At 67.8% G+C, this 17,738-nt stretch carries 20 protein-coding genes; 17 read left to right on the top strand and 3 right to left on the bottom strand.

The window, feature by feature from the left end; all coding sequences use genetic code 11:
* Positions 1-33 precede the first annotated feature (33 nt).
* Both AC1RPL_RS02150 and AC1RPL_RS02145 read right to left on the bottom strand, forming a co-directional pair.
* Positions 34-639, bottom strand: a complete 606-nt coding sequence (locus tag AC1RPL_RS02150) for a P-loop NTPase family protein (RefSeq protein WP_493067608.1) — start codon at positions 637-639, stop codon at positions 34-36.
* On the bottom strand, positions 636-1,919 hold the full coding sequence (locus AC1RPL_RS02145) for a heavy-metal-associated domain-containing protein (RefSeq protein ID WP_493067607.1): 1,284 nt from the start codon (positions 1,917-1,919) through the stop codon (positions 636-638). The genes AC1RPL_RS02150 and AC1RPL_RS02145 overlap by 4 nt, the downstream gene beginning before the upstream one ends.
* A gap of 198 nt (positions 1,920-2,117) precedes the next feature.
* Here AC1RPL_RS02145 and purM point away from each other — a divergent pair, with 198 nt between their 5' ends.
* The 10 genes from purM to AC1RPL_RS02095 all read left to right on the top strand — a co-directional run bounded on the left by purM (position 2,118) and on the right by AC1RPL_RS02095 (position 10,713).
* On the top strand, positions 2,118-3,212 hold the full coding sequence (gene purM / locus AC1RPL_RS02140) for a phosphoribosylformylglycinamidine cyclo-ligase (protein WP_493067606.1): 1,095 nt from the start codon (positions 2,118-2,120) through the stop codon (positions 3,210-3,212).
* The gene (purN, locus tag AC1RPL_RS02135) at positions 3,205-3,786 is read left to right on the top strand and encodes a phosphoribosylglycinamide formyltransferase (protein ID WP_493067605.1); all 582 of its coding nucleotides are present in this window, start codon (positions 3,205-3,207) and stop codon (positions 3,784-3,786) included. Before purM ends, purN begins: the two co-directional genes overlap by 8 nt.
* The gene (locus AC1RPL_RS02130; protein WP_493067604.1) at positions 3,762-4,154 is read left to right on the top strand and encodes an MmcQ/YjbR family DNA-binding protein; all 393 of its coding nucleotides are present in this window, start codon (positions 3,762-3,764) and stop codon (positions 4,152-4,154) included. Before purN ends, AC1RPL_RS02130 begins: the two co-directional genes overlap by 25 nt.
* A 93-nt stretch (positions 4,155-4,247) precedes the next feature.
* Positions 4,248-4,448 (top strand): hypothetical protein, encoded by a 201-nt coding sequence (locus AC1RPL_RS02125; protein WP_493067603.1) that lies wholly within the window; start codon positions 4,248-4,250, stop codon positions 4,446-4,448.
* A gap of 43 nt (positions 4,449-4,491) precedes the next feature.
* Positions 4,492-5,190: an endonuclease/exonuclease/phosphatase family protein gene (locus tag AC1RPL_RS02120; RefSeq protein ID WP_493067602.1), complete on the top strand. Its 699-nt coding sequence runs from the start codon at positions 4,492-4,494 to the stop codon at positions 5,188-5,190.
* Positions 5,190-7,481: a patatin-like protein gene (locus AC1RPL_RS02115; protein WP_493067601.1), complete on the top strand. Its 2,292-nt coding sequence runs from the start codon at positions 5,190-5,192 to the stop codon at positions 7,479-7,481. Before AC1RPL_RS02120 ends, AC1RPL_RS02115 begins: the two co-directional genes overlap by 1 nt.
* 161 nt (positions 7,482-7,642) lie before the next feature.
* Positions 7,643-8,917, top strand: a complete 1,275-nt coding sequence (locus AC1RPL_RS02110; protein WP_493067600.1) for an eCIS core domain-containing protein — start codon at positions 7,643-7,645, stop codon at positions 8,915-8,917.
* Between the two features lie 78 nt (positions 8,918-8,995).
* A complete protein-coding gene (locus AC1RPL_RS02105; protein WP_493067599.1) occupies positions 8,996-9,337 on the top strand; it encodes a lipopolysaccharide assembly protein LapA domain-containing protein in 342 nt (113 codons plus the stop codon).
* Positions 9,334-10,005, top strand: coding sequence for an orotidine-5'-phosphate decarboxylase (gene pyrF, locus AC1RPL_RS02100; RefSeq protein WP_493067598.1), 672 nt, complete (start codon positions 9,334-9,336; stop codon positions 10,003-10,005). Before AC1RPL_RS02105 ends, pyrF begins: the two co-directional genes overlap by 4 nt.
* A gap of 12 nt (positions 10,006-10,017) precedes the next feature.
* Positions 10,018-10,713, top strand: coding sequence for a lysozyme inhibitor LprI family protein (locus AC1RPL_RS02095; RefSeq protein WP_493067597.1), 696 nt, complete (start codon positions 10,018-10,020; stop codon positions 10,711-10,713).
* A gap of 110 nt (positions 10,714-10,823) precedes the next feature.
* Here AC1RPL_RS02095 and AC1RPL_RS02090 read toward each other — a convergent pair whose 3' ends face one another.
* Positions 10,824-11,564, bottom strand: a complete 741-nt coding sequence (locus tag AC1RPL_RS02090) for an SDR family oxidoreductase (protein WP_493067596.1) — start codon at positions 11,562-11,564, stop codon at positions 10,824-10,826.
* 98 nt (positions 11,565-11,662) lie between these two features.
* Here AC1RPL_RS02090 and AC1RPL_RS02085 point away from each other — a divergent pair, with 98 nt between their 5' ends.
* From AC1RPL_RS02085 to AC1RPL_RS02055, 7 genes are all read left to right on the top strand, one after another.
* The gene (locus tag AC1RPL_RS02085) at positions 11,663-12,043 is read left to right on the top strand and encodes a winged helix-turn-helix transcriptional regulator (protein ID WP_493067595.1); all 381 of its coding nucleotides are present in this window, start codon (positions 11,663-11,665) and stop codon (positions 12,041-12,043) included.
* A gap of 105 nt (positions 12,044-12,148) precedes the next feature.
* Entirely contained in the window at positions 12,149-12,661 is a 513-nt protein-coding gene (locus tag AC1RPL_RS02080) for a GNAT family N-acetyltransferase (RefSeq protein WP_493067594.1), read from the top strand.
* Positions 12,661-13,290 carry a phosphoribosylanthranilate isomerase gene (locus AC1RPL_RS02075; protein WP_493067593.1) on the top strand — a complete coding sequence of 210 codons (630 nt, stop codon included), beginning with the start codon at positions 12,661-12,663 and terminating at the stop codon, positions 13,288-13,290. The genes AC1RPL_RS02080 and AC1RPL_RS02075 overlap by 1 nt, the downstream gene beginning before the upstream one ends.
* An 89-nt stretch (positions 13,291-13,379) precedes the next feature.
* Entirely contained in the window at positions 13,380-14,624 is a 1,245-nt protein-coding gene (gene trpB / locus AC1RPL_RS02070; RefSeq protein ID WP_493067592.1) for a tryptophan synthase subunit beta, read from the top strand.
* Positions 14,621-15,409: a tryptophan synthase subunit alpha gene (gene trpA / locus AC1RPL_RS02065; RefSeq protein WP_493067591.1), complete on the top strand. Its 789-nt coding sequence runs from the start codon at positions 14,621-14,623 to the stop codon at positions 15,407-15,409. Before trpB ends, trpA begins: the two co-directional genes overlap by 4 nt.
* Positions 15,406-16,260 (top strand): acetyl-CoA carboxylase, carboxyltransferase subunit beta, encoded by an 855-nt coding sequence (gene accD, locus AC1RPL_RS02060; RefSeq protein ID WP_493067590.1) that lies wholly within the window; start codon positions 15,406-15,408, stop codon positions 16,258-16,260. The genes trpA and accD overlap by 4 nt, the downstream gene beginning before the upstream one ends.
* 129 nt (positions 16,261-16,389) lie before the next feature.
* A complete protein-coding gene (locus tag AC1RPL_RS02055; RefSeq protein ID WP_493067589.1) occupies positions 16,390-17,697 on the top strand; it encodes a bifunctional folylpolyglutamate synthase/dihydrofolate synthase in 1,308 nt (435 codons plus the stop codon).
* Positions 17,698-17,738 lie beyond the last annotated feature (41 nt).

The raw sequence follows: 17,738 nt of genomic DNA, 5'->3' as shown, positions 1-17,738 counted from the left end.
ACGGCGCGGTTCTTCGCTGCCTTGACCACGCCGTTAATCGCCATCCGTTTCGGTTATGAGACCGGCTGCCGACAATGTGGCGCGCACCGAAGGTATCGACAAGCGCCTCCCCGCTTCCAGCTCCAATGCATCGGCAACGCGCAGGATCGCGATATGGCTGCGTTCCATCCGCTTGGCGATCCAGGCGATCACGTCGGGCTTGGCGTGGAGCAGGTGGCGCTCGAAGGCACGCTCCAACAGCTGCGGGATGAGCTCGTCGTCGGGCGGGCCGATCTCGAGCAGGGGCGAGGCGGCGAGGCGCGACTTCAGGTCGGGCAGCTTCACGGCCCAGGCGGGCGGTGCCGCCTGGGCGACGATCAGCAGCGGGCGGTGCTCGGCCTGGGCTTGGTTCCAGGCGTGGAAGACCTCCGCTTCCCTGCCCAGATCGGCATCGTCGAAGATGCGCGCGCCGGTCTTCGCCGCGAAGATGCGTGCGAGCAGGCTGCGGCCGGACTTGCGCGGGCCGACGAGCAAGGCCGACATCACCGGCCAGGTGCCCCAATGTTCGAGCTGGTGGATTGCGCGGGAATTGGAGTCGCTGACCAGGAATTCCGTCTCGCGCGCCTCTGGCAGTCCAAGCGGCAGGCGAAGCTGCGTCATCCGCCGTTCGGCGCTGCCGTGGCCGTGCCGGTCGGCGCCGGTATGGGTTGCTGCGCCCCGCCGCTTCCGCCCGGACGGCGGATGCGCAGCACCCCCGCCCCTTCCTGCACGCTCCATCCGCGTGCCTCGAGCTGGACGCGCAGCCCCGGGATCGCGCCGTCATACGTGACGCGCATCACCGAGACGCCGCCCAATGCGAGACTGGAGGTGATCGCGGTGCGCACGCCCGGAATGCCGCGCAGGGCCGCCTCTCCGGCATTGACCGAGCCGACATTGGGCGTGTCGAACTGGATATTGACCCCATTGCCGGTGGCCGCCGCGGTTGCTTCCGGCGTGGGCGTTGCCGCATCGGTCGCCTCGTCGGCAGGCTTTTCTTCCTCGGTCTTGGGCGTCGGCGGGCGCGTGGCGAGCAGCCGGTCGGTGTGGAGCTGGCCGAGCGCGAGCGCCTGCTGATAGGCCTTGTCGAGCCGCTGGACGCCGGCATCCATCAGCGTATCGAGCGAATCGCCATTGTCTACGCGCAGCGCAAAGCCGCCGATCTTCTGGCGATCGGGGCCGTGGGTGGCGGAGAAGATTCCGATGATCGGGCCGCCGGGATATTCGCGGCGCAGCTGGACCTCGGCGATGAGCACGTCGGCGGCGCCGTACTGGTCGAGCACGCTACGCCACCAGTTGCGCCCGCGACGCAGGATCTGGCCGCCATTGAGCAGCATCGAATCCGGGCCATTGCCCTGGACGCGGACATAATCGACGGTGCTGCCGCCGCTCTTGAAGCGGTTCCAGGCTTTGGCCCAGGCAGTCTCGCGCTCGAACACCAGGCCGGTGCCGCCCGAATATTCCAGCGGCACGATCAGCATCGGCGGCGACTGGTTTACCGCGACCGAGACACCCAGGATGCCGCCTGCCTTGTTGCGGTCGAACAACACGCTCAGCTTGGCGATATAGCGTTGCGGGCCGATCTGCTCCTGCTCGACGACGATGCCGGTGACCAGCGAATCGAGCGCCGAATCGGACAGGGTCGATGCCTTGCCGGTCAGCTTGCGCGACAGTTGCTCCCAGCCGCGCCGCTGCGCGAGCCGCCAGCCGCCATAGCGCGCGGCATCGGCGTCCTTGCCCTTCACATCGACTTCGACGCCCGAGACTTCGAAGCTGCCGGAGGCGTCGATCGGCACGGCGCTGCCGCCGCCCTTCTGCTCGCCTTCCGCCCACACGGCGCCGAGCCCCGCAAGCGCGAGCGCGGAGGCGATGCCGATGGTGAGGGATTTGCGGGCAAGGGTCATGCAGCGGCCCTTTTGGCGAAGCGGGCGGGGAAATCCAAGCGCAGATGTAACATGCGGCGTTACTCCCCTCCCCGTCATCCCCGCGAAGGCGGGGATCCAGAGCCACGCAGGGCGTCGCTTTGTTACCCTGGATCCCCGCCTTCGCGGGGATGACGGTTAGAGGGTGACGATCCCGGGGTACGGCGCTATGCGCGCCGCATGAGCGACCAGAAGAACTATACCTACGCCCAGGCGGGCGTCTCGATCGCGGCCGGCAATGCGCTGGTCCGCGCGATCGGCCCGCTCGCCAAGTCCACGCGCCGCCCCGGCGCCGATGCCGCGCTCGGCGGGTTCGGCGGGGTGTTCGACCTGAAGGCGGCCGGGTTCACCGATCCGCTGCTGGTCGCGGCGAATGACGGCGTGGGCACCAAGCTCAAGCTGGCGATCGATTACAACGCGCATGACGGCGTCGGCGTCGACCTGGTCGCGATGTGCGCCAACGACCTGATCGTCCAGGGCGCCGAGCCATTGTTCTTCCTCGACTATTATGCCAGCGGCAAGCTGGTGCCCGAGACCGCCGAGCGCGTGATCGCCAGCATCGCCGAGGGCTGCCGCCAGGCAGGCTGCGCGTTGATCGGCGGCGAGACCGCGGAGATGCCGGGCATGTATGCCGAGGGCGATTACGACCTGGCCGGCTTCTGCGTCGGCGCGGTCGAGCGCGACCAACTGCTAGACGGCAGCGCGATCCGTCCGGGCGACGTGCTGCTCGGCCTGGGCTCGACCGGCGTGCACTCGAACGGCTTCTCGCTGGTCCGCCGCCTTGCCGCCGACAGGGGCTGGAAGATGGACCGCCCGGCGGTGTTCGACCAGGACGTGATCCTGCTCGACGCGTTGATGGCGCCGACGCGCATCTATGTGCAGAGCTTGCTTCCGCAGCTTCGCAAGGGTGCGATCCACGGCCTGGCGCACATCACCGGAGGCGGGCTGCTCGAGAACGTGCCGCGCGTGCTGCCCGAGAGTTGCCATGCCCGGATCGACGCCAGCGCCTGGCCGCTGCCGCGGCTGATGGCGTTCCTGCAGGCGCAGGGCAATATCGAGCCCGAGGAAATGGCGCGGACCTTCAACTGCGGCATCGGCATGGTCGCCGTGGTGGCCGCGGACGTGGCGGCGGATGTGAAGGAAGCGCTCTATGCCGCGGGCGAAGAAGTGTTCGTGATCGGCGAAGTGGTCGAGGGGGCGCAGGGCTGCACGGTGTTCGGCCCGGCCGAGACCTGGAGCGCGCGCGCGGAGTGGTCCGCCACGCATAATGCGTAAGAAGCTCGGCATCCTGATTTCCGGGCGCGGTTCGAACATGGCCGCGCTCGTCGAGGCGGCACGTGCGGCCGACTGCCCCTATGAAGTCGCGCTGGTCGCGAGCGACAGGCCCGACGCGGAAGGGCTCGCCTGGGCCGCCGACCAGGGCATCTCGACCTTCGCGCAGAGTCCCAAGGGCATGCCCAAGCCCGAATATGAAGCGAAGATCGATGCGGCGCTGCGCAAGGCTGGCGTCGAGGCGGTCGCACTGGCCGGGTACATGCGCCTGCTCTCCGACGATTTCGTCCAGGCCTGGCGCGGGCGGATCGTCAACGTCCACCCTTCGCTGCTGCCCAAGTACCAGGGCCTCGACACCCACCAGCGCGCCATCGACGCGGGCGACACGCACGGCGGCGTTTCGGTGCACATCGTCACCGAGGAGCTGGATGCCGGAGAAGTGCTCGGCCAGGCCGAAGTCGCGATCCTGCCCGGCGATACGGCGGAAAGCCTTGCGCAGCGGGTGCTGAAGGAGGAACATCGGCTCTACCCAAGGGTAGTTGCCGAGTTCCTATGTCCCAAGAATCTGCACAGCTGAGCCCGGATCCAGGCCCTGCCCTCGCCCAGGTCCGGGCCATCGCGCTGGAGCTTCCCGAAGCCGAGGAGCGCCCCAGCCACGGCCAGGCGACCTTCTTCGTTGCCGGCAAGCAGTTCGCCCAGTTCCGTCACGATCACCATGGTGATGGCCGCACCATTGTCGCGGTGAAGACCGCGGACGACGAGGAAGGCCCGAACCTGATCGAGATCGCGCCGGAGACCTATTCCAAGGTCGCCTATTTCGGTGTGGGCTGGGTCGGCATCGCGCTGGGCGGGCCCGAAATCGACTGGGATTTCGTCGGCGACCGCATCGCGCGCAGCTGGGAGCTGGCCGCTCCGCGTCGCCTGCTCGAAGCGGGCGGCCGCTGAAAGCCCAAGGTTTTTGGGGATATTTTCCCGTTCATCTTTGTTGGGTCCCCATTCCCGTCTCACTGCCCGAGGCTGGCGAATGGAGAATATAAGATGGGACAAAAGATCTCCCACGCCGAACCGGAAGAATTGCCGGGTGTCGCCACCGCCGAACAGGGTGTGGTGCTGCTCGACGGACCCGATGGCGTCGCCATCGCGATGACGCCACAAGCTGCGGAAGAAACCGGCCGGCGCCTGGTGGCGGCAGCGCAAGAGGCTTCCAGCCAGACGCGCGCCGAGGCGCAACCGAGCTGAGGCCCTTGCACATGCTCCCCTGCTCCCTTGATAAGGAGCACCGATGATCAAGGTCGCCAGCTACAATATGCGCAAGTCGATCGGAACCGATCGCAGGCGCATGCCCGAGCGCACGTTGAAGGTGCTCTGCGAGATCGGCGCCGACGTCGTCGCGCTGCAGGAAGCCGATCGCCGCTTCGGCGAGCGTTCGGCGGTGCTTACCGGCCACTTGCTCGCCGAGCATAGCGACTACAAGGCGATCCCGTTCGGCACCAAGGCGCGCTCGATGGGCTGGCACGGCAATGCCCTGCTGGTGCGCAAGGGCGCGACGATCCTCGATTGCGAGGCGATTCACCTGCCCGCGCTGGAGCCGCGCGGCGCGGTGATGGCCGATGTCCGGCTGGCGAGCGGCACGGTGGTGCGCGTCGTCGGCATGCATCTGGATCTCTCGGGCCTGTGGCGGCGGCGCCAGGCGCATGCGATCATCACGCACCTGCAGGCCAGCACGAACCAGTATCCGACGATCCTGATGGGCGACCTCAACGAATGGAGCGCCCATTCCGGGTGTCTGCGCGACTTCTCCCACCATTTCGCCTTTGCGGCGACCGGCAAGAGCTTCCACGCCCGCCACCCGATGGCGAAGCTCGACCGGATCATGGCAAGCCACGAGTTGACCATAACGGGTGCCGGGGTGCACGACAGCCTGCAGGCGCGTACCGCCTCGGATCACCTGCCCATCTGGGCGACTCTTCAGAAGGCCTGATGCCCGAAACTCGTGACAAGGAACTGCGGCTGGCGCTCGTCTGCTATGGCGGCATCAGCCTGGCTGTCTACATGCACGGCATCACCAAGGAGATCTGGCGCCTCGCCCGGGCGAGCTGCGCCGAGCGCGACGGTGCCGATGCCAGCCCCGATGTCTATCGCGAGCTGATCGAGGAGATCCGCGAGACTTCGGGCGTCAATCTGCGCGTGCTGGTCGACATCCTCGCCGGCGCCAGCGCGGGCGGGATCAACACGGTGTTCCTCGCCCAGGCGATCGCCACCGGCCAGTCGCTCGATCCGCTGACCGACCTGTGGATGGACAATGCGGACGTGGAGGCGCTGCTCGCCCCGCGCCAGCGCGCCTCGCACCGCTTCGCCAAGCTCTGGGCCGTGCCGATCGCCTGGCTGGTCGCCAATCGCTCCAAGACGGTGGACGAAACGGTGGAAGCCGGCGCGCGCGAGGAAGTGCGCACCAAGCTCGAGCATTTCGTCCGCTCGCGCTGGTTCGAGCCGCCCTTCGGGGGCAAGAACCTGGCCAACACCATCCTCGATGCCTTTGCCGCCATGGCCAAGGGGCCGAAGGAGAAGCGCCTGCTGCCGGACGGCCAGCCGCTCGACCTGTTCGTCACCGTCACCGATTTCCGCGGCCATCCCGAGGCGTTGCGGCTCAATTCGCCGGCGCAGGTGATGGAGAACGAGCATCGCCTCGTCTTCTCCTTCACCGATCACGGCATTCCCGGCGAGGATTTCGCCGATGCGGCGAGCCTGACCTTCGCGGCGCGTGCGACTTCCAGCTTCCCCGGCGCCTTTCCGCCGATGACGGTGGAGGAGATGGACGAGCTGCTCACCGAGCGGAAACAGGATTGGCCCGAGCGCGACCAGTTCCTCGAGCGCGTGCTGCCGCGCCAATGGGAGGACAACAAGGCGGAGAAGGCGATCCTGATCGACGGATCGGTGCTCGCCAACGCGCCCTTCCGCCCGGCGATGGAGGCGCTGAAGGAGCGCCCTGCCCGCCGCCAGGTCGACCGGCGCTTCGTCTTCGTCGACCCCTTCCCCAATTTCCGCTTCGATTTCTACGGCGCGAGCGACGACAAGCCCGGCTTCTTCGCGACGATCATCGGCGCGCTGTCCGAGCTGCCGCGCGAGCAGCCGATCCGCGATAACCTGGATGAAATCGCCCGGCGCTCGCACCGGATCGAGCGCATGCTGGCGATCGTCACCGAGATCCGCGCCGAAGTGGAGACGCAGGTCGAGGCGCTGTTCGGCTACACGCTCTGGCTTGACTATCCGAACCCCAAGCGCCTCGCCGCCTGGCGCAAGCGCGCGCAAGTCGCCGCCGCCGCCAAGGCCGGGTATGGGCACACAGCCTATGGCCTGCTCAAGGTCGAGGGTGCGATCGATCGCACTGCGCGGCTGCTCTACACGGTCGGAGAGCGCCACGGCCCCGAGCGGCTGCACGAGATTCGCGAGGCGCTGGCGATGGCGGTCCAGTCGCGGGGCGCGGACAAGTTCGGGGCGACGCTGTCCAACGGCGCCTCGCCCGAGACGCTGGAGTTCCTGCGCACCCACGACCTTGGCTTCCGCATCCGGCGGCTGCGCCTGCTTGCCCGCCGCCTGACCGAGATCGACTTGCCGAGCAGTCATGGCGCGTTGAAGCCGATGCGCGAGGCGATCTATGATTCGCTCGCCACCTATCTGGAACTCAAGCGCGCCGGCACCTATGCGGACCTGCGCGACGAGATCCGCATGATGACCGACGATGCCGGCCCGATCCTCGACCGGCTGGCGGACCGGATGCAGCTCAAGCAGCTCGATGCGGAGACCGATGCGCGGCTCGCGGCCGGGCTGAGCACGCTATCGAAGGAGCTGCGGCGACCGCTGCTGCTCGCGCATCTCGGCTTTCCCTTTTTCGACATCGCGACGCTGCCGCTGCTCCAGGGCGAGGGCGTGGACGAGTTCGACCCGATCCGCGTCGACCGCATCGCCCCCGACGACGCCACCGCGATCCGCACAGGCGGGGCCGAGGCGACGCTGAAGGGCATCCAGTTCAACAGCTTCGGCGCCTTCTTCAGCCGCGCGTACCGCGAGAACGACTATCTCTGGGGTCGCCTCCACGGCGCAGACCGGCTGATCGACATCGTCCTTTCGACCCTGCTCGTGGAAGCGCGCCTGCCCGAGGAGCGGGTGGCGGCGATCAAGCGGCGGGCATTCCATGCGATCCTCGACGAGGAAGAGAAGCGGCTGACCAAGATTCCCGGCCTGTTCGCGGAGCTTCGCGCGGAGATCGGCTGAAGGTCCGATCTATTCTTTGGTTTTCTCGGCCGATATCGTATTCTGTTCCTTCGTATCGCACCGATCGTCCGCCGAGGTCACACATGCCGGGACGCGTCATCCAGGGGTTCTTCATTGGTGGTGGCATGCGCCAGCGCGGCGCCGCCCCACGGCGACCGGAGATGCGCGCGCCAGGCGGGGCATCGCGGCAGGGCGCCCCCGTTCGGCCGGGCCCTCCACCGCTCCTCGGCGACCGAGGCCCGGCGGCGACGCAGGCCGCGCCCATCCAGCCCTTTCGCCCGCATGCCAACATCACGCTCGACCCTGGCGAGATCCGTCTGGAGCGCGGTGGCGGCAATCCGTTGCCGAGGACGATCCTGGCGAAGATGGAGGCCGCGTTCGGCGCCGATTTCTCTGCCGTGCGGGTGCATGTGGGGCCCCAGCCGGCAAGGATCGGCGCGCTGGCGTTCACCACGGGCAACGACATCTATTTCGCCAATGGCCAGTTCCAGCCCGACACCGTGCGCGGGCAGCAGCTGATCGGGCATGAGCTCGCCCATGTCATCCAGCAGCGCCAGGGGCGCGTGCGCGGCGCGGCGCAGGGCGTGACAGTCGTGCAGGACCGGATGCTCGAGGCCGAGGCGGAGCGGATGGGCTGGCAGGCAATCCGCCACGCCGGGGCGATCCAGCGCGCGATCGGCCATCCCGCGGGCGCGCGGGCGGCGCCGGTCGTGGTGCAGCGCATGAAGCGCCGCGCCGGGGCCATGACTGCCGTCGCGGTTCCCGCCGCCGGACCCGCCCTGGCTCCGGCGCCGCGCCGCTTCGTTCGCGCTCGGCGCGCGCAGGAGCCGCGCCTCGGCACGAACGGGTATTTCACGCAGACCAGAGGCCCGGTCGGCGGCATGCGCTACGTGGCGCGCTTCACGCTGCATATCCCGGGTGGGGTCGAGGATGACGGCTTCATCCTCCAGGCGATCACCCGCACCTTCCAGGTCGAGCGCACCAATGCCGCGGGCAACATGGCGGCGACGGCGATCAATACCTATGTCGAACTCAATCCGGGCTCTGCAGCGCATGCCGGCGAGACGACCTATTGGGAGGTCTGGTCCGTCGCGGCCGGCGTCATCGGCCATGATGGCGACGACGAATTCACCATCTGCTCCTTCGTGGACGCCACGATCGCCCCCCATCTGGACACCACCAAGGGCAGCTACCGGATCAGCGGCAGTGCGACCTATTATGCCTGTGGCGCCGTGGCCCGCGACGCGTTCATTGCCGGGCTGGCGAACCCCGCCCAATGTGCGGGCATCCTCGGCTCCACGGTGGACGATCCAACCGCGAGATTGCCCGCCTGCACGACGAGCAACACCCTGGTCAGGACCGTGACCTCGACCTGGAACAGCACCGACAATGGCGCCGGCGCGGTCACGGCGGATACCGCTGTGGTAACCGCCTGACCGGGATGCCGCCCCGCTCTGGCCAAAACCGCCTCCCCGCCCTAAAGTCCGCCCGACCTCAATCGGGAAGGGAGACGGATGCGGTTTCTGAAGGTGCTGTTCTGGCTGTTGCTGGGCGGCCTTGTCGCGGGCTTCGTGATCTACAATGGCGACGAGCGCGTGAATGTGCACCTGTGGAGCGGTCTGATCGCCGATTTCAGCCTGCCGCTGCTTCTGATCCTCGTCTTCCTCGCCGGGCTGCTCCCGGCCCTGCTCGCCTATCACGCGCTGCGCTGGCGGATGCGCCAGCGGATCACCGGGCTAGAACGCGCGCTCGCCGATCTCCGCGCGATCAACACCATGCCCGAGCCGGTGGTGGTGACCGCCGAAGCGGTTCCCGCAACGCCCCAGGCCGCGCTGCCGCTGGGCGACGTGCAATGAGCCCGATCTACGTCGCGATCGACACGCCCGACCTGGAACGCGCCAAGGCCATCGCCACGCGCGTGAAGGCGCATGTCGGCGGCATCAAGCTCGGCCTCGAATTCTTCATGGCGAATGGCCGCCACGGCGTGCACGAGATGCACGATATCGGCCTGCCGATCTTCCTCGACCTAAAATTCCACGACATCCCCAACACCGTCGCCAAGGCGATCCAGGCGTTGCGCCCCTTGGAGCCGGCGATCCTGACCGTGCACGCCGCCGGCGGCCGCGCGATGCTGGAGGATGCCAAGGCCGCGGCACCGACCGGTACGAAGGTAGTCGCGGTGACGATGCTCACCAGCCTGGACGACAGCGACCTGGTCTCGATCGGCCTCAAGCCCGATCCGCACGAGCAGGTGATGCGCCTGACCGAACTCGCCAAGGCGGCGGGCGTCGACGGCATCGTCTGCTCGGGCAGCGAAGTCGCCGCGGCGAAGAAGCTCTGGCATGACGGCTTCTTCGTCGTGCCCGGCGTGCGCCCGGCCAACGGCTCGGCGGGCGACCAGAAGCGCGTGGTGACGCCGCGTGCCGCGCTCGACGCCGGCGCCTCGATCCTGGTGGTCGGCCGCCCGATCACGCAGGCGAGCGATCCCGACCTGGCGGCGCGCGAGATAGAGGCAACCTTATAGCAGGAGGCAGCAATGTTGCGATTGGCAGGCTTCGGACTCTTCGCCCTTTTCCTCGCCTTGTTCGGCCTTCACGCCGCAACGCTGCCTCCGCAATCCGCCAGCTTCGACTGCGCCAAGGCCAGCCATCCGCTCGAGAAGACGATCTGCGCGTATCCGAAGCTGCGCGCGCTCGATGGCGAGGTGGCGGCGCTCTACAAGGCCAAGCTTGCGATCCTGTTCGACAAGCAGGGCTTTCGCGGCCAGCAGCGCAACTGGCAGCAGGTCCTGCGCACCCGGTGCGCGAAACAGTGCGATCCCGCTTCGGTCGAGGCCGGCTACACCGCCCAGCGCAACTCGCTGCGCGGCTTTGGCGAGGAGACATATGAGGCGAGCTACAAGACCGCCGACGTCGCCCAGCTTTCCATCACACACCTCGACGCGAAGCAGTTCGACTTGGGGCTGACCCGCGACCTGGAGGAGAAGAACCTCTGCAAGCTGCCGGCGAATGACGGCGAAGCCGGCGCGATCGCCACCCTCGCCTCGCCCGCCAAGGCCAGCTGGAGCGCCGGCGCGTGCAGGATCGACTTCGCCCTGACCCGCGACGGTACCGGTCACGTCACTCGGATCGACACCACCGCATCGGCGGGCTGCAAGCGCTACTGCAAGGGCAATTACGGCCTGAGCGACGTCTTCCTGCCCGCCAACAACTGGGTCGCCGGCAATCAGTAGGGAACTTCGTCCTCCATCTCGTCATCCCCGCGAAGGCGGTGATCCAGAGTCACAAGCGGGACGGCAGAGAAACCCTGGATCCCCGCCTGCGCGGGGATGACGGGTTGGGTTTATCCGTTCAGGGCGGCGAACACCTTGGCATAGTCGCCCCGCGCCTCGGCGAAGCGGAGGAACTTGACCCGCTCGGTCAGGTTCTCGGCTGCGCCCGCCTCGAGCTGCGTCATGGTCTCCGCGATATAGTCGGCCAGGGGCATCGAATTGGGGTTCTCGGCATGGCCGGGCATCAGGTCGGTCGCCACCGCCGGCGGGGCGATCTCGATCACTTCGATGCTCGTGCCCTTGAGCTGGTGGCGCAGCGACTGGCTCCAGCTGTGGATCGCCGCCTTGGTCGCCGAATAGGTCGGCGTGGCGGTGAGCGGGACGAAGGCCAGGCCCGATGAGACGGTGGCGATCACCGCCTCGGGCCGGGTCAGCAGATGCGGCAGTAGCGCCGCATTGAGGCGGAGCGGCCCGAGCAGGTTGGTGGCGATCGTCGCCTCGGCAACGTCCAGGTCCGATCCCGGTGCGGTCAGCGCCTCGGGCTGCATGATCCCGGCATTGTGGATCACTGCGTTGAGGTTCGGATGGGTCGCCAGGATCTCGCGTGCGAAGCGGGCGATATCGGCGGGATCTGCGACGTCCAGGGTCGCGGTGGCGATACCGGGGTTCGCCGCGGCGACTTCTTCCAGCGCGCTGGCGCGGCGGCCCGAGACGATCACCTTGTTGCCGCTTGCATGCAGCGCTTCGGCGAGCGCGCGGCCGATGCCCGATCCGCCGCCGGTGATCAGGATGGTGTTGCCGGTCATGTCCATGTTCGAGGTCCCTTCGTGTGGCTGGACGCTGGATATCGTACCGTGGTACCTTTTGGGGAGTAGGCACCCAAAATATTCATACATACCTTTTGGAAACCATGGCTGATCACGATTATCCCGATCTCGACCCGCGGGTGGAAGCGCTCGTCACTGAGATCATCGGCCGCGTCGCCGATAAATGGACGATGATCGTGCTGGAGGCGCTCACCGAGCATGAAGAGTTGCGCTTCTCGAAGCTGCGGGCGGAGTGCGGCGGGATCAGCCAGAAGATGCTCACCCAGACCGTGCGCCAGATGGAGCGCGACGGGCTGCTGATCCGCACCGTCCATCCGGTGATCCCGCCGCGCGTCGAATATCGCCTCACCGATCTGGGTGGCAGCCTGGCCGAGGCGTTCTGTGGCGTCTGGGTGTGGGCCGCGCGCAACCTCGAGCGGATCGAGAGCTCGCGGGTTGCCTTTGATGCGCGGGGCGCGGACTGACACCCTTCTTGTCCCCGCTTCTTGTTCCGGGTGGCGGCCGGGGGACAGTTTTGATGGATAGCGGATACTTGCCAAAGGCGCCGTAGCATCCGACAGAGCGGGCCCATGCCTGACAGTGTAACGATCCGCGCCGCCACCAGCGGCGACCTGCCCGCAATCCACCCCGTGATCGAACGCGCCTATCGCGGCGAGACCGCCCGGGCGGGCTGGACGCATGAGGCGGACCTGATCATCGACAGTCCGCGCACCGATATCGCTACACTTACCGCTATCATCGACGATCCCAACCAGCGCCTGCTGATCGCGGATACCGGCAACGGCTTGCTCGGCTGCGTGCAAGTCACGTACCGGGGGGACGGCCTTGCCTATCTCGGCCTGCTCTGCGTCGATCCGACGCTGCAGTCGGCAGGGCTCGGCAAGCAGATGGTTACTGCCGCCGAAGATTGCGCGCGGGACGTGTTTGGCGCGTCGCAGATGGAGATGACGGTGATCGACCGCCGTGCCGAGCTGATCGCCTTTTACGAGCGCCGCGGCTATGCGGTGTCGGGCGAGAAGCGTGACTTTCCCGTGCTGCTCGACCCGCCCCTGTTCATGGACGTGCTGGTCAAGGACCTGTGATGCCCGTCACTGCCAAGATCTGCGGCCTGTCCACCCCTGAGACGCTCGATGCGGCGATCGCCGGCGGGGCGAGCCATGTCGGCTTCGTGTTCTTCCCGCCCTCCACGCGCAACCTGGATTTCGACCAGGCGCGCGCGCTGATCCAGCGGGTGCCGGCACATGTTGGCACGGTCGGGGTGTTCGTCGATCCCGACGAGGCCTTGCTCACCGCCGCGCTGGCCACCGGCATCCAGGCGGTGCAGCTCCACAAGACCGCGCCCGACCGCGCCGCTGCGATCCGCATGCGCGTGCCGGTCTGGGCGGCGGTGGCGGTGAAGACGCGGGCGGATGTCAGCCAGGCGCCCGCCTATCGCGGTGCGGCCGACCGCATCCTCTATGACGCCAAGACTCCTGACAGCGCCGCGCTGCCCGGCGGCATGGGCCTGCGCTTCGACTGGAAGCTGCTCGAGAATATTCCCCAGCCGCTCCCTTGGGCGCTGTCCGGCGGGCTGGATGCCGGCAATGTGCGTGAGGCGGTGCGCGTGACAGGCGCGCAACTGGTCGATGTCTCGTCGGGCGTGGAGAGCGCGCCGGGCGTCAAGGATGTTGCCAAGATCGCCGCATTCCTCCAAGCGGTGGCGCAATGTTGAGGCCGTTCGCCCCTGTCCGCATCGGATTTCGATGGCGTTGATCGCTAGCCGCTTGAGCCAGCACGCCAACCGAACCTGTGAGAGACGCAATGACCGACACTGCCACCCTGCCTAATTCTCTGCGCAACCTCCCCGACGAGCACGGGCATTTCGGCCAGTTCGGCGGCCGCTTCGTCGCCGAGACGCTGATGCCGCTGATCCTCGATCTCGAGCGCGAATATCGCGCGGCCAAGGCGGATCCCGCCTTCCAGGCGCAGTTCGACGACCTGATGGAGCATTATGTCGGCCGCCCGAGCCCGCTCTATTTCGCCGAGCGGCTGACCGAGCATTACCGCGAAGGCGTGCCCAAGGGCATGGGCGCGAAGATCTATTTCAAGCGCGAAGAGCTCAACCACACCGGCGCGCACAAGATCAACAACTGCATCGGCCAGATCCTGCTCGCGATCCGGATGGGCAAGACGCGGATCATCGCCGAGACCGGTGCCGGGCAGCACGGCGTCGCCACCGCGACGGTCGCGGCGCGCTTCGGCCTGCCCTGCACGATCTTCATGGGCGCCAAGGATGTCGAGCGGCAGAAGCCCAACGTCTTCCGGATGAAGCTGCTCGGTGCGGAGGTGACTCCGGTCACCAGCGGCGCCGAGACGCTCAAGGATGCGATGAACGAGGCGCTGCGCGACTGGGTCGCGAACGTCCACGACACTTTCTACATCATCGGCACCGCGGCGGGTCCGCATCCCTATCCGGAGCTGGTCCGCGACTTCCAGAGCGTGATCGGCACCGAGACGCGCGCGCAGATCCAGAAGGCTGAAGGCCGCCTGCCCGACCTGCTGATCGCGGCGGTGGGCGGCGGGTCGAATGCGATCGGGCTGTTCCATCCGTTCCTCGACGATCCGGATGTGGCGATGATCGGCGTCGAAGCGGCGGGCCATGGCATCGAGACCGGCCAGCATGCAGCGTCGCTCACCGGCGGCGCGCCGGGCATCCTCCACGGCAACCGCACCTACCTCCTCCAGGATGAGGACGGCCAGATCACCGAGGCGCACTCGATCTCGGCGGGCCTCGACTATCCGGGCATCGGCCCCGAGCATAGCTGGCTGCACGAAAGCGGCCGGGTGGAATATGTCCCCGTGACCGACCGCCAGGCGCTTGACGCGTTCCAGCTCTGCTGCAAGCTAGAGGGGATCATCCCGGCGCTGGAAAGCTCGCATGCGCTGGCGGCCTTGGAGAGCAAGGCCCGGGAAATGCGCGACGACCAGATCATCGTGGTCAATGTCTCCGGCCGAGGCGACAAGGACATCTTCACCGTGGCCGACGCGCTGGGGTTCGAGCTGTGAGCCGCCTTGCCAACGCCTTCCCGGCCGACCGCGCCGCTTTGGTCACTTTCATCACCGCCGGCGACGGCGACACTGCAGCGAACCTCGACGCGCTCGTCGCGGGCGGCGCCGATGTGATCGAGCTCGGCATGCCCTTCACCGATCCGATGGCCGATGGCCCCGCGATCCAGGCGGCGAACCTGCGTGCGCTCGGCAAGGGCACGCGCACCGCCGATGTGCTCGCCATCGCCAAGGGCTTTCGCGATCGTCATCCCGACGTCCCGCTGGTGCTGATGGGCTATGCCAACACGATGACCCGCCCGACGCCCGCGGCCTTCGCCGCCAGGGCGGCCGAGGCAGGCGCGGACGGCGTGATCATCGTCGATATCCCGCCCGAGGAAGCCGGCGAAGTCGCGCCCTTCACCGCGAACGGCATCGACGTCATCCGCCTCGCCACCCCGACCACCGATGCCGCGCGCCTGCCGGCGGTTCTGGAGGGCGCCTCGGGCTTCCTCTATTATGTCTCGGTCGCCGGCATCACCGGGCTGCAACAGGCCGCCCAGGGCTCGATCGAGGATGCCGTCGCCCGCCTCAAGGCCGCGACCGACCTGCCCGTCGTGGTCGGTTTCGGCGTCCGCACCCCCGAACAGGCCGAGGCGATCGCGCGCGTCGCCGACGGCGTCGTCGTCGGCTCGGCGATCGTCGAGCTGGCCGGCAAGCATGGAACCGATGCGCCGGAACACGTCCGCGCCTATATCCATTCCCTATCCGCGGCGATCAAAGCCGCCCGCAAGGAAGTCGCATGAGCTGGATCGATCGCGTCCGCAACGTCCTCTCCTTCACCCCCAAGAAGGAGACCCCCGACAATCTCTGGCACAAGTGCAAGGGATGCGGGCAGATGGTGTTCGTCGCCGAGCTGGAGGCGAACCAATATGTCTGCCCCCACTGCGACCATCATGAGCGGATCGGGCCGGCCAAGCGCTTCCAGTACCTGTTCGACGAAGGCAGCTTCACGCTGCTCGCCAGCCCCAAGGTGGCGGAGGATCCGCTCAAGTTCCGCGACCAGAAACCGTATCCGGTCCGACTGAAGGCCGCGCGCGCCGCCACCGGCGAGCCCGATGCATTCCTCAACGCGAGCGGGACGATCCTGGGCCGCAAGGCAGTGATCGGCGTGCAGGACTTCGCCTTCATGGGCGGATCGATGGGCCAGGCGGTGGGCGAGGCGTTCATCGCCGGCGTCGAGGCCGCGATTGCCGCGCGCGCACCTTATGTGGTGTTCACCGCCTCGGGCGGCGCGCGCATGCAGGAGGGCATTCTGAGCCTGATGCAGATGCCGCGCACCACGGTGGCGATCGAGATGCTCCACGATGCAGGCCTGCCCTATATTGTCGTGCTGACCGACCCGACTTCGGGCGGTGTGATGGCCGCCTATGCGATGCTGGGCGATGTCCAGATCGCCGAGCCGCGCGCCACCCTGGCCTTTACCGGCCGCCGCGTGATCGAGAACACGATCCGCGAAAAGCTGCCTGACGATTTCCAGACCTCGGAATATTATCTCCAGCACGGCCTGGTCGACATGGTCACCCACCGCAAGGAACTGCGCGAGACGCTGGGCCAGCTGATCGGGTTGCTCTGCGAGGGGAAGAAGGCGGCGTAAAGCCTGCGCAAACCCCTCCCCCTTGGCGGAGGGGTTTGAGGTGGGGCATGTGTCTCACCGAGACTTTCTCGTTCGCGGATAGCCCCCACCCCAACCCCTCCCCTAAAGGGGAGGGGCTAGAGCAAGAACATGGCCGATCACGCAACTTCCTCCGATCCCCACGTCCAGCGCCAGCTGGACCGGCTGACCGCGCTCTCGCCGGGTGCCGACATCCTCGGGCTCGAGCGGATCACCCAGCTGCTCCACCGGGTAGGCGATCCGCAGCTCGCGCTGCCGCCGGTACTCCATGTCGCCGGCACCAACGGCAAGGGTTCGACCTGCGCGTTCCTGCGTGCCGCGATCGAAGCCGCCGACATGCGCACCCATGTCTATTCGAGCCCCCACCTCGTTCGCTTCAACGAGCGCATCCGCCTGTCGGGCGAGCTGATCCAGGACGCGATCCTGGCGCCGCTGCTCGAGGAAGTGCTCGATGCCGGCGGCGATATCGGGGCGAGCTTTTTCGAAGTGACCACCGCTGCGGCGATGCTCGCCTTTGCGCGCGTGCCGGCGGATGCGCTGATCCTGGAGGTCGGCCTGGGCGGGCGGCTCGACGCGACCAATGTCGTGGCAGCGCCGGCGGTGACCGGAATCGCCCAGCTCGGCATCGACCACCAGTTCTTCCTAGGCGACACGCTCGAGCAGATCGCCGCCGAAAAGGCCGGCATCGCCAAGCCCGGCGTGCCGTTGGTGACGATGCGCTATGCGCCGCACATCGCCGAGATCGTCGCCCGCGCCGGCGCGCCGGTGTTCGCGCAAGGCATGGCCTGGGACTTTACGATGCGCGGCGACCGCCTCCACTACCGCGATGCCCGGGGCGAGGTGGAGACGCCCCTCCCCGTCCTTGCCGGGCCGCATCAGCCTTCAAACCTCGCGCTCGCCATCGCGATGCTGCGGCATCAGCACGCGCTCGCGATGCCCGACGAGGCGCTCGCTGCTGCGGCGGGCAATGCCCGCTGGCCCGCGCGCATGCAGAAGCTCGGCGACGGGCCGCTACTCCACCTGCTGCCCGCCGGCAGCGAGCTGTGGCTCGATGGCGGGCATAACGAAGCCGCCGCCGCTGCAGTGAGCGCCACGCTGGCACAGGTTGCGCAGGGGCGCCCGGTCAGGCTCGTCCTCGGCATGCTGGCCAACAAGGATGCGCAGGGCCTGCTCGCGCCGTTCGCGAAGCTCGCCTCTGGGCTGCACGCGGTGCCGGTGCCTGGGCACGAGCATTACGCGCCGTCGCAGCTCGCCGAAGTGGCACAGATGCTCGGCATCCCGCATGCATCTGTCGCGCCGGATGTGCCGCGTGCGCTGACTGCTATCGCCCGAGAGGGCGGCGCGCCGGTCGTGCTGGTGCTGGGGTCGCTATATCTTGCCGGCACCGTGCTCGAGGCGAACGGCGAGCTGCCGAGCTGATCTTTGGCCGTCACCCCGGCGAAAGCCGGGGCCCAAGGTCT

This window comes from Sphingomonas sp. GW821-FHT12D09, from assembly GCF_058807215.1.
This window is presented reverse-complemented; position numbering and strand designations above follow the sequence as displayed.

Excerpts from the sequence above, each read along its gene's own strand:
- purN (WP_493067605.1), top strand. The coding sequence starts at position 3,205 with ATGCGTAAGAAGCTCGGCATCCTGATTTCCGGGCGCGGTTCGAACATG.
- AC1RPL_RS02125 (WP_493067603.1), top strand. The coding sequence starts at position 4,248 with ATGGGACAAAAGATCTCCCACGCCGAACCGGAAGAATTGCCGGGTGTC.
- AC1RPL_RS02105 (WP_493067599.1), top strand. The coding sequence starts at position 8,996 with ATGCGGTTTCTGAAGGTGCTGTTCTGGCTGTTGCTGGGCGGCCTTGTC.
- AC1RPL_RS02055 (WP_493067589.1), top strand. The coding sequence starts at position 16,390 with ATGGCCGATCACGCAACTTCCTCCGATCCCCACGTCCAGCGCCAGCTG.
- pyrF (WP_493067598.1), top strand. The coding sequence starts at position 9,334 with ATGAGCCCGATCTACGTCGCGATCGACACGCCCGACCTGGAACGCGCC.
- AC1RPL_RS02150 (WP_493067608.1), bottom strand. The coding sequence starts at position 639 with ATGACGCAGCTTCGCCTGCCGCTTGGACTGCCAGAGGCGCGCGAGACG.
- AC1RPL_RS02130 (WP_493067604.1), top strand. The coding sequence starts at position 3,762 with ATGTCCCAAGAATCTGCACAGCTGAGCCCGGATCCAGGCCCTGCCCTC.
- AC1RPL_RS02080 (WP_493067594.1), top strand. The coding sequence starts at position 12,149 with ATGCCTGACAGTGTAACGATCCGCGCCGCCACCAGCGGCGACCTGCCC.
- AC1RPL_RS02120 (WP_493067602.1), top strand. The coding sequence starts at position 4,492 with ATGATCAAGGTCGCCAGCTACAATATGCGCAAGTCGATCGGAACCGAT.
- AC1RPL_RS02110 (WP_493067600.1), top strand. The coding sequence starts at position 7,643 with ATGCGCGCGCCAGGCGGGGCATCGCGGCAGGGCGCCCCCGTTCGGCCG.
- accD (WP_493067590.1), top strand. The coding sequence starts at position 15,406 with ATGAGCTGGATCGATCGCGTCCGCAACGTCCTCTCCTTCACCCCCAAG.
- AC1RPL_RS02090 (WP_493067596.1), bottom strand. The coding sequence starts at position 11,564 with ATGGACATGACCGGCAACACCATCCTGATCACCGGCGGCGGATCGGGC.
- purM (WP_493067606.1), top strand. The coding sequence starts at position 2,118 with ATGAGCGACCAGAAGAACTATACCTACGCCCAGGCGGGCGTCTCGATC.
- AC1RPL_RS02145 (WP_493067607.1), bottom strand. The coding sequence starts at position 1,919 with ATGACCCTTGCCCGCAAATCCCTCACCATCGGCATCGCCTCCGCGCTC.
- AC1RPL_RS02095 (WP_493067597.1), top strand. The coding sequence starts at position 10,018 with ATGTTGCGATTGGCAGGCTTCGGACTCTTCGCCCTTTTCCTCGCCTTG.
- trpB (WP_493067592.1), top strand. The coding sequence starts at position 13,380 with ATGACCGACACTGCCACCCTGCCTAATTCTCTGCGCAACCTCCCCGAC.
- AC1RPL_RS02115 (WP_493067601.1), top strand. The coding sequence starts at position 5,190 with ATGCCCGAAACTCGTGACAAGGAACTGCGGCTGGCGCTCGTCTGCTAT.
- AC1RPL_RS02075 (WP_493067593.1), top strand. The coding sequence starts at position 12,661 with ATGCCCGTCACTGCCAAGATCTGCGGCCTGTCCACCCCTGAGACGCTC.
- AC1RPL_RS02085 (WP_493067595.1), top strand. The coding sequence starts at position 11,663 with ATGGCTGATCACGATTATCCCGATCTCGACCCGCGGGTGGAAGCGCTC.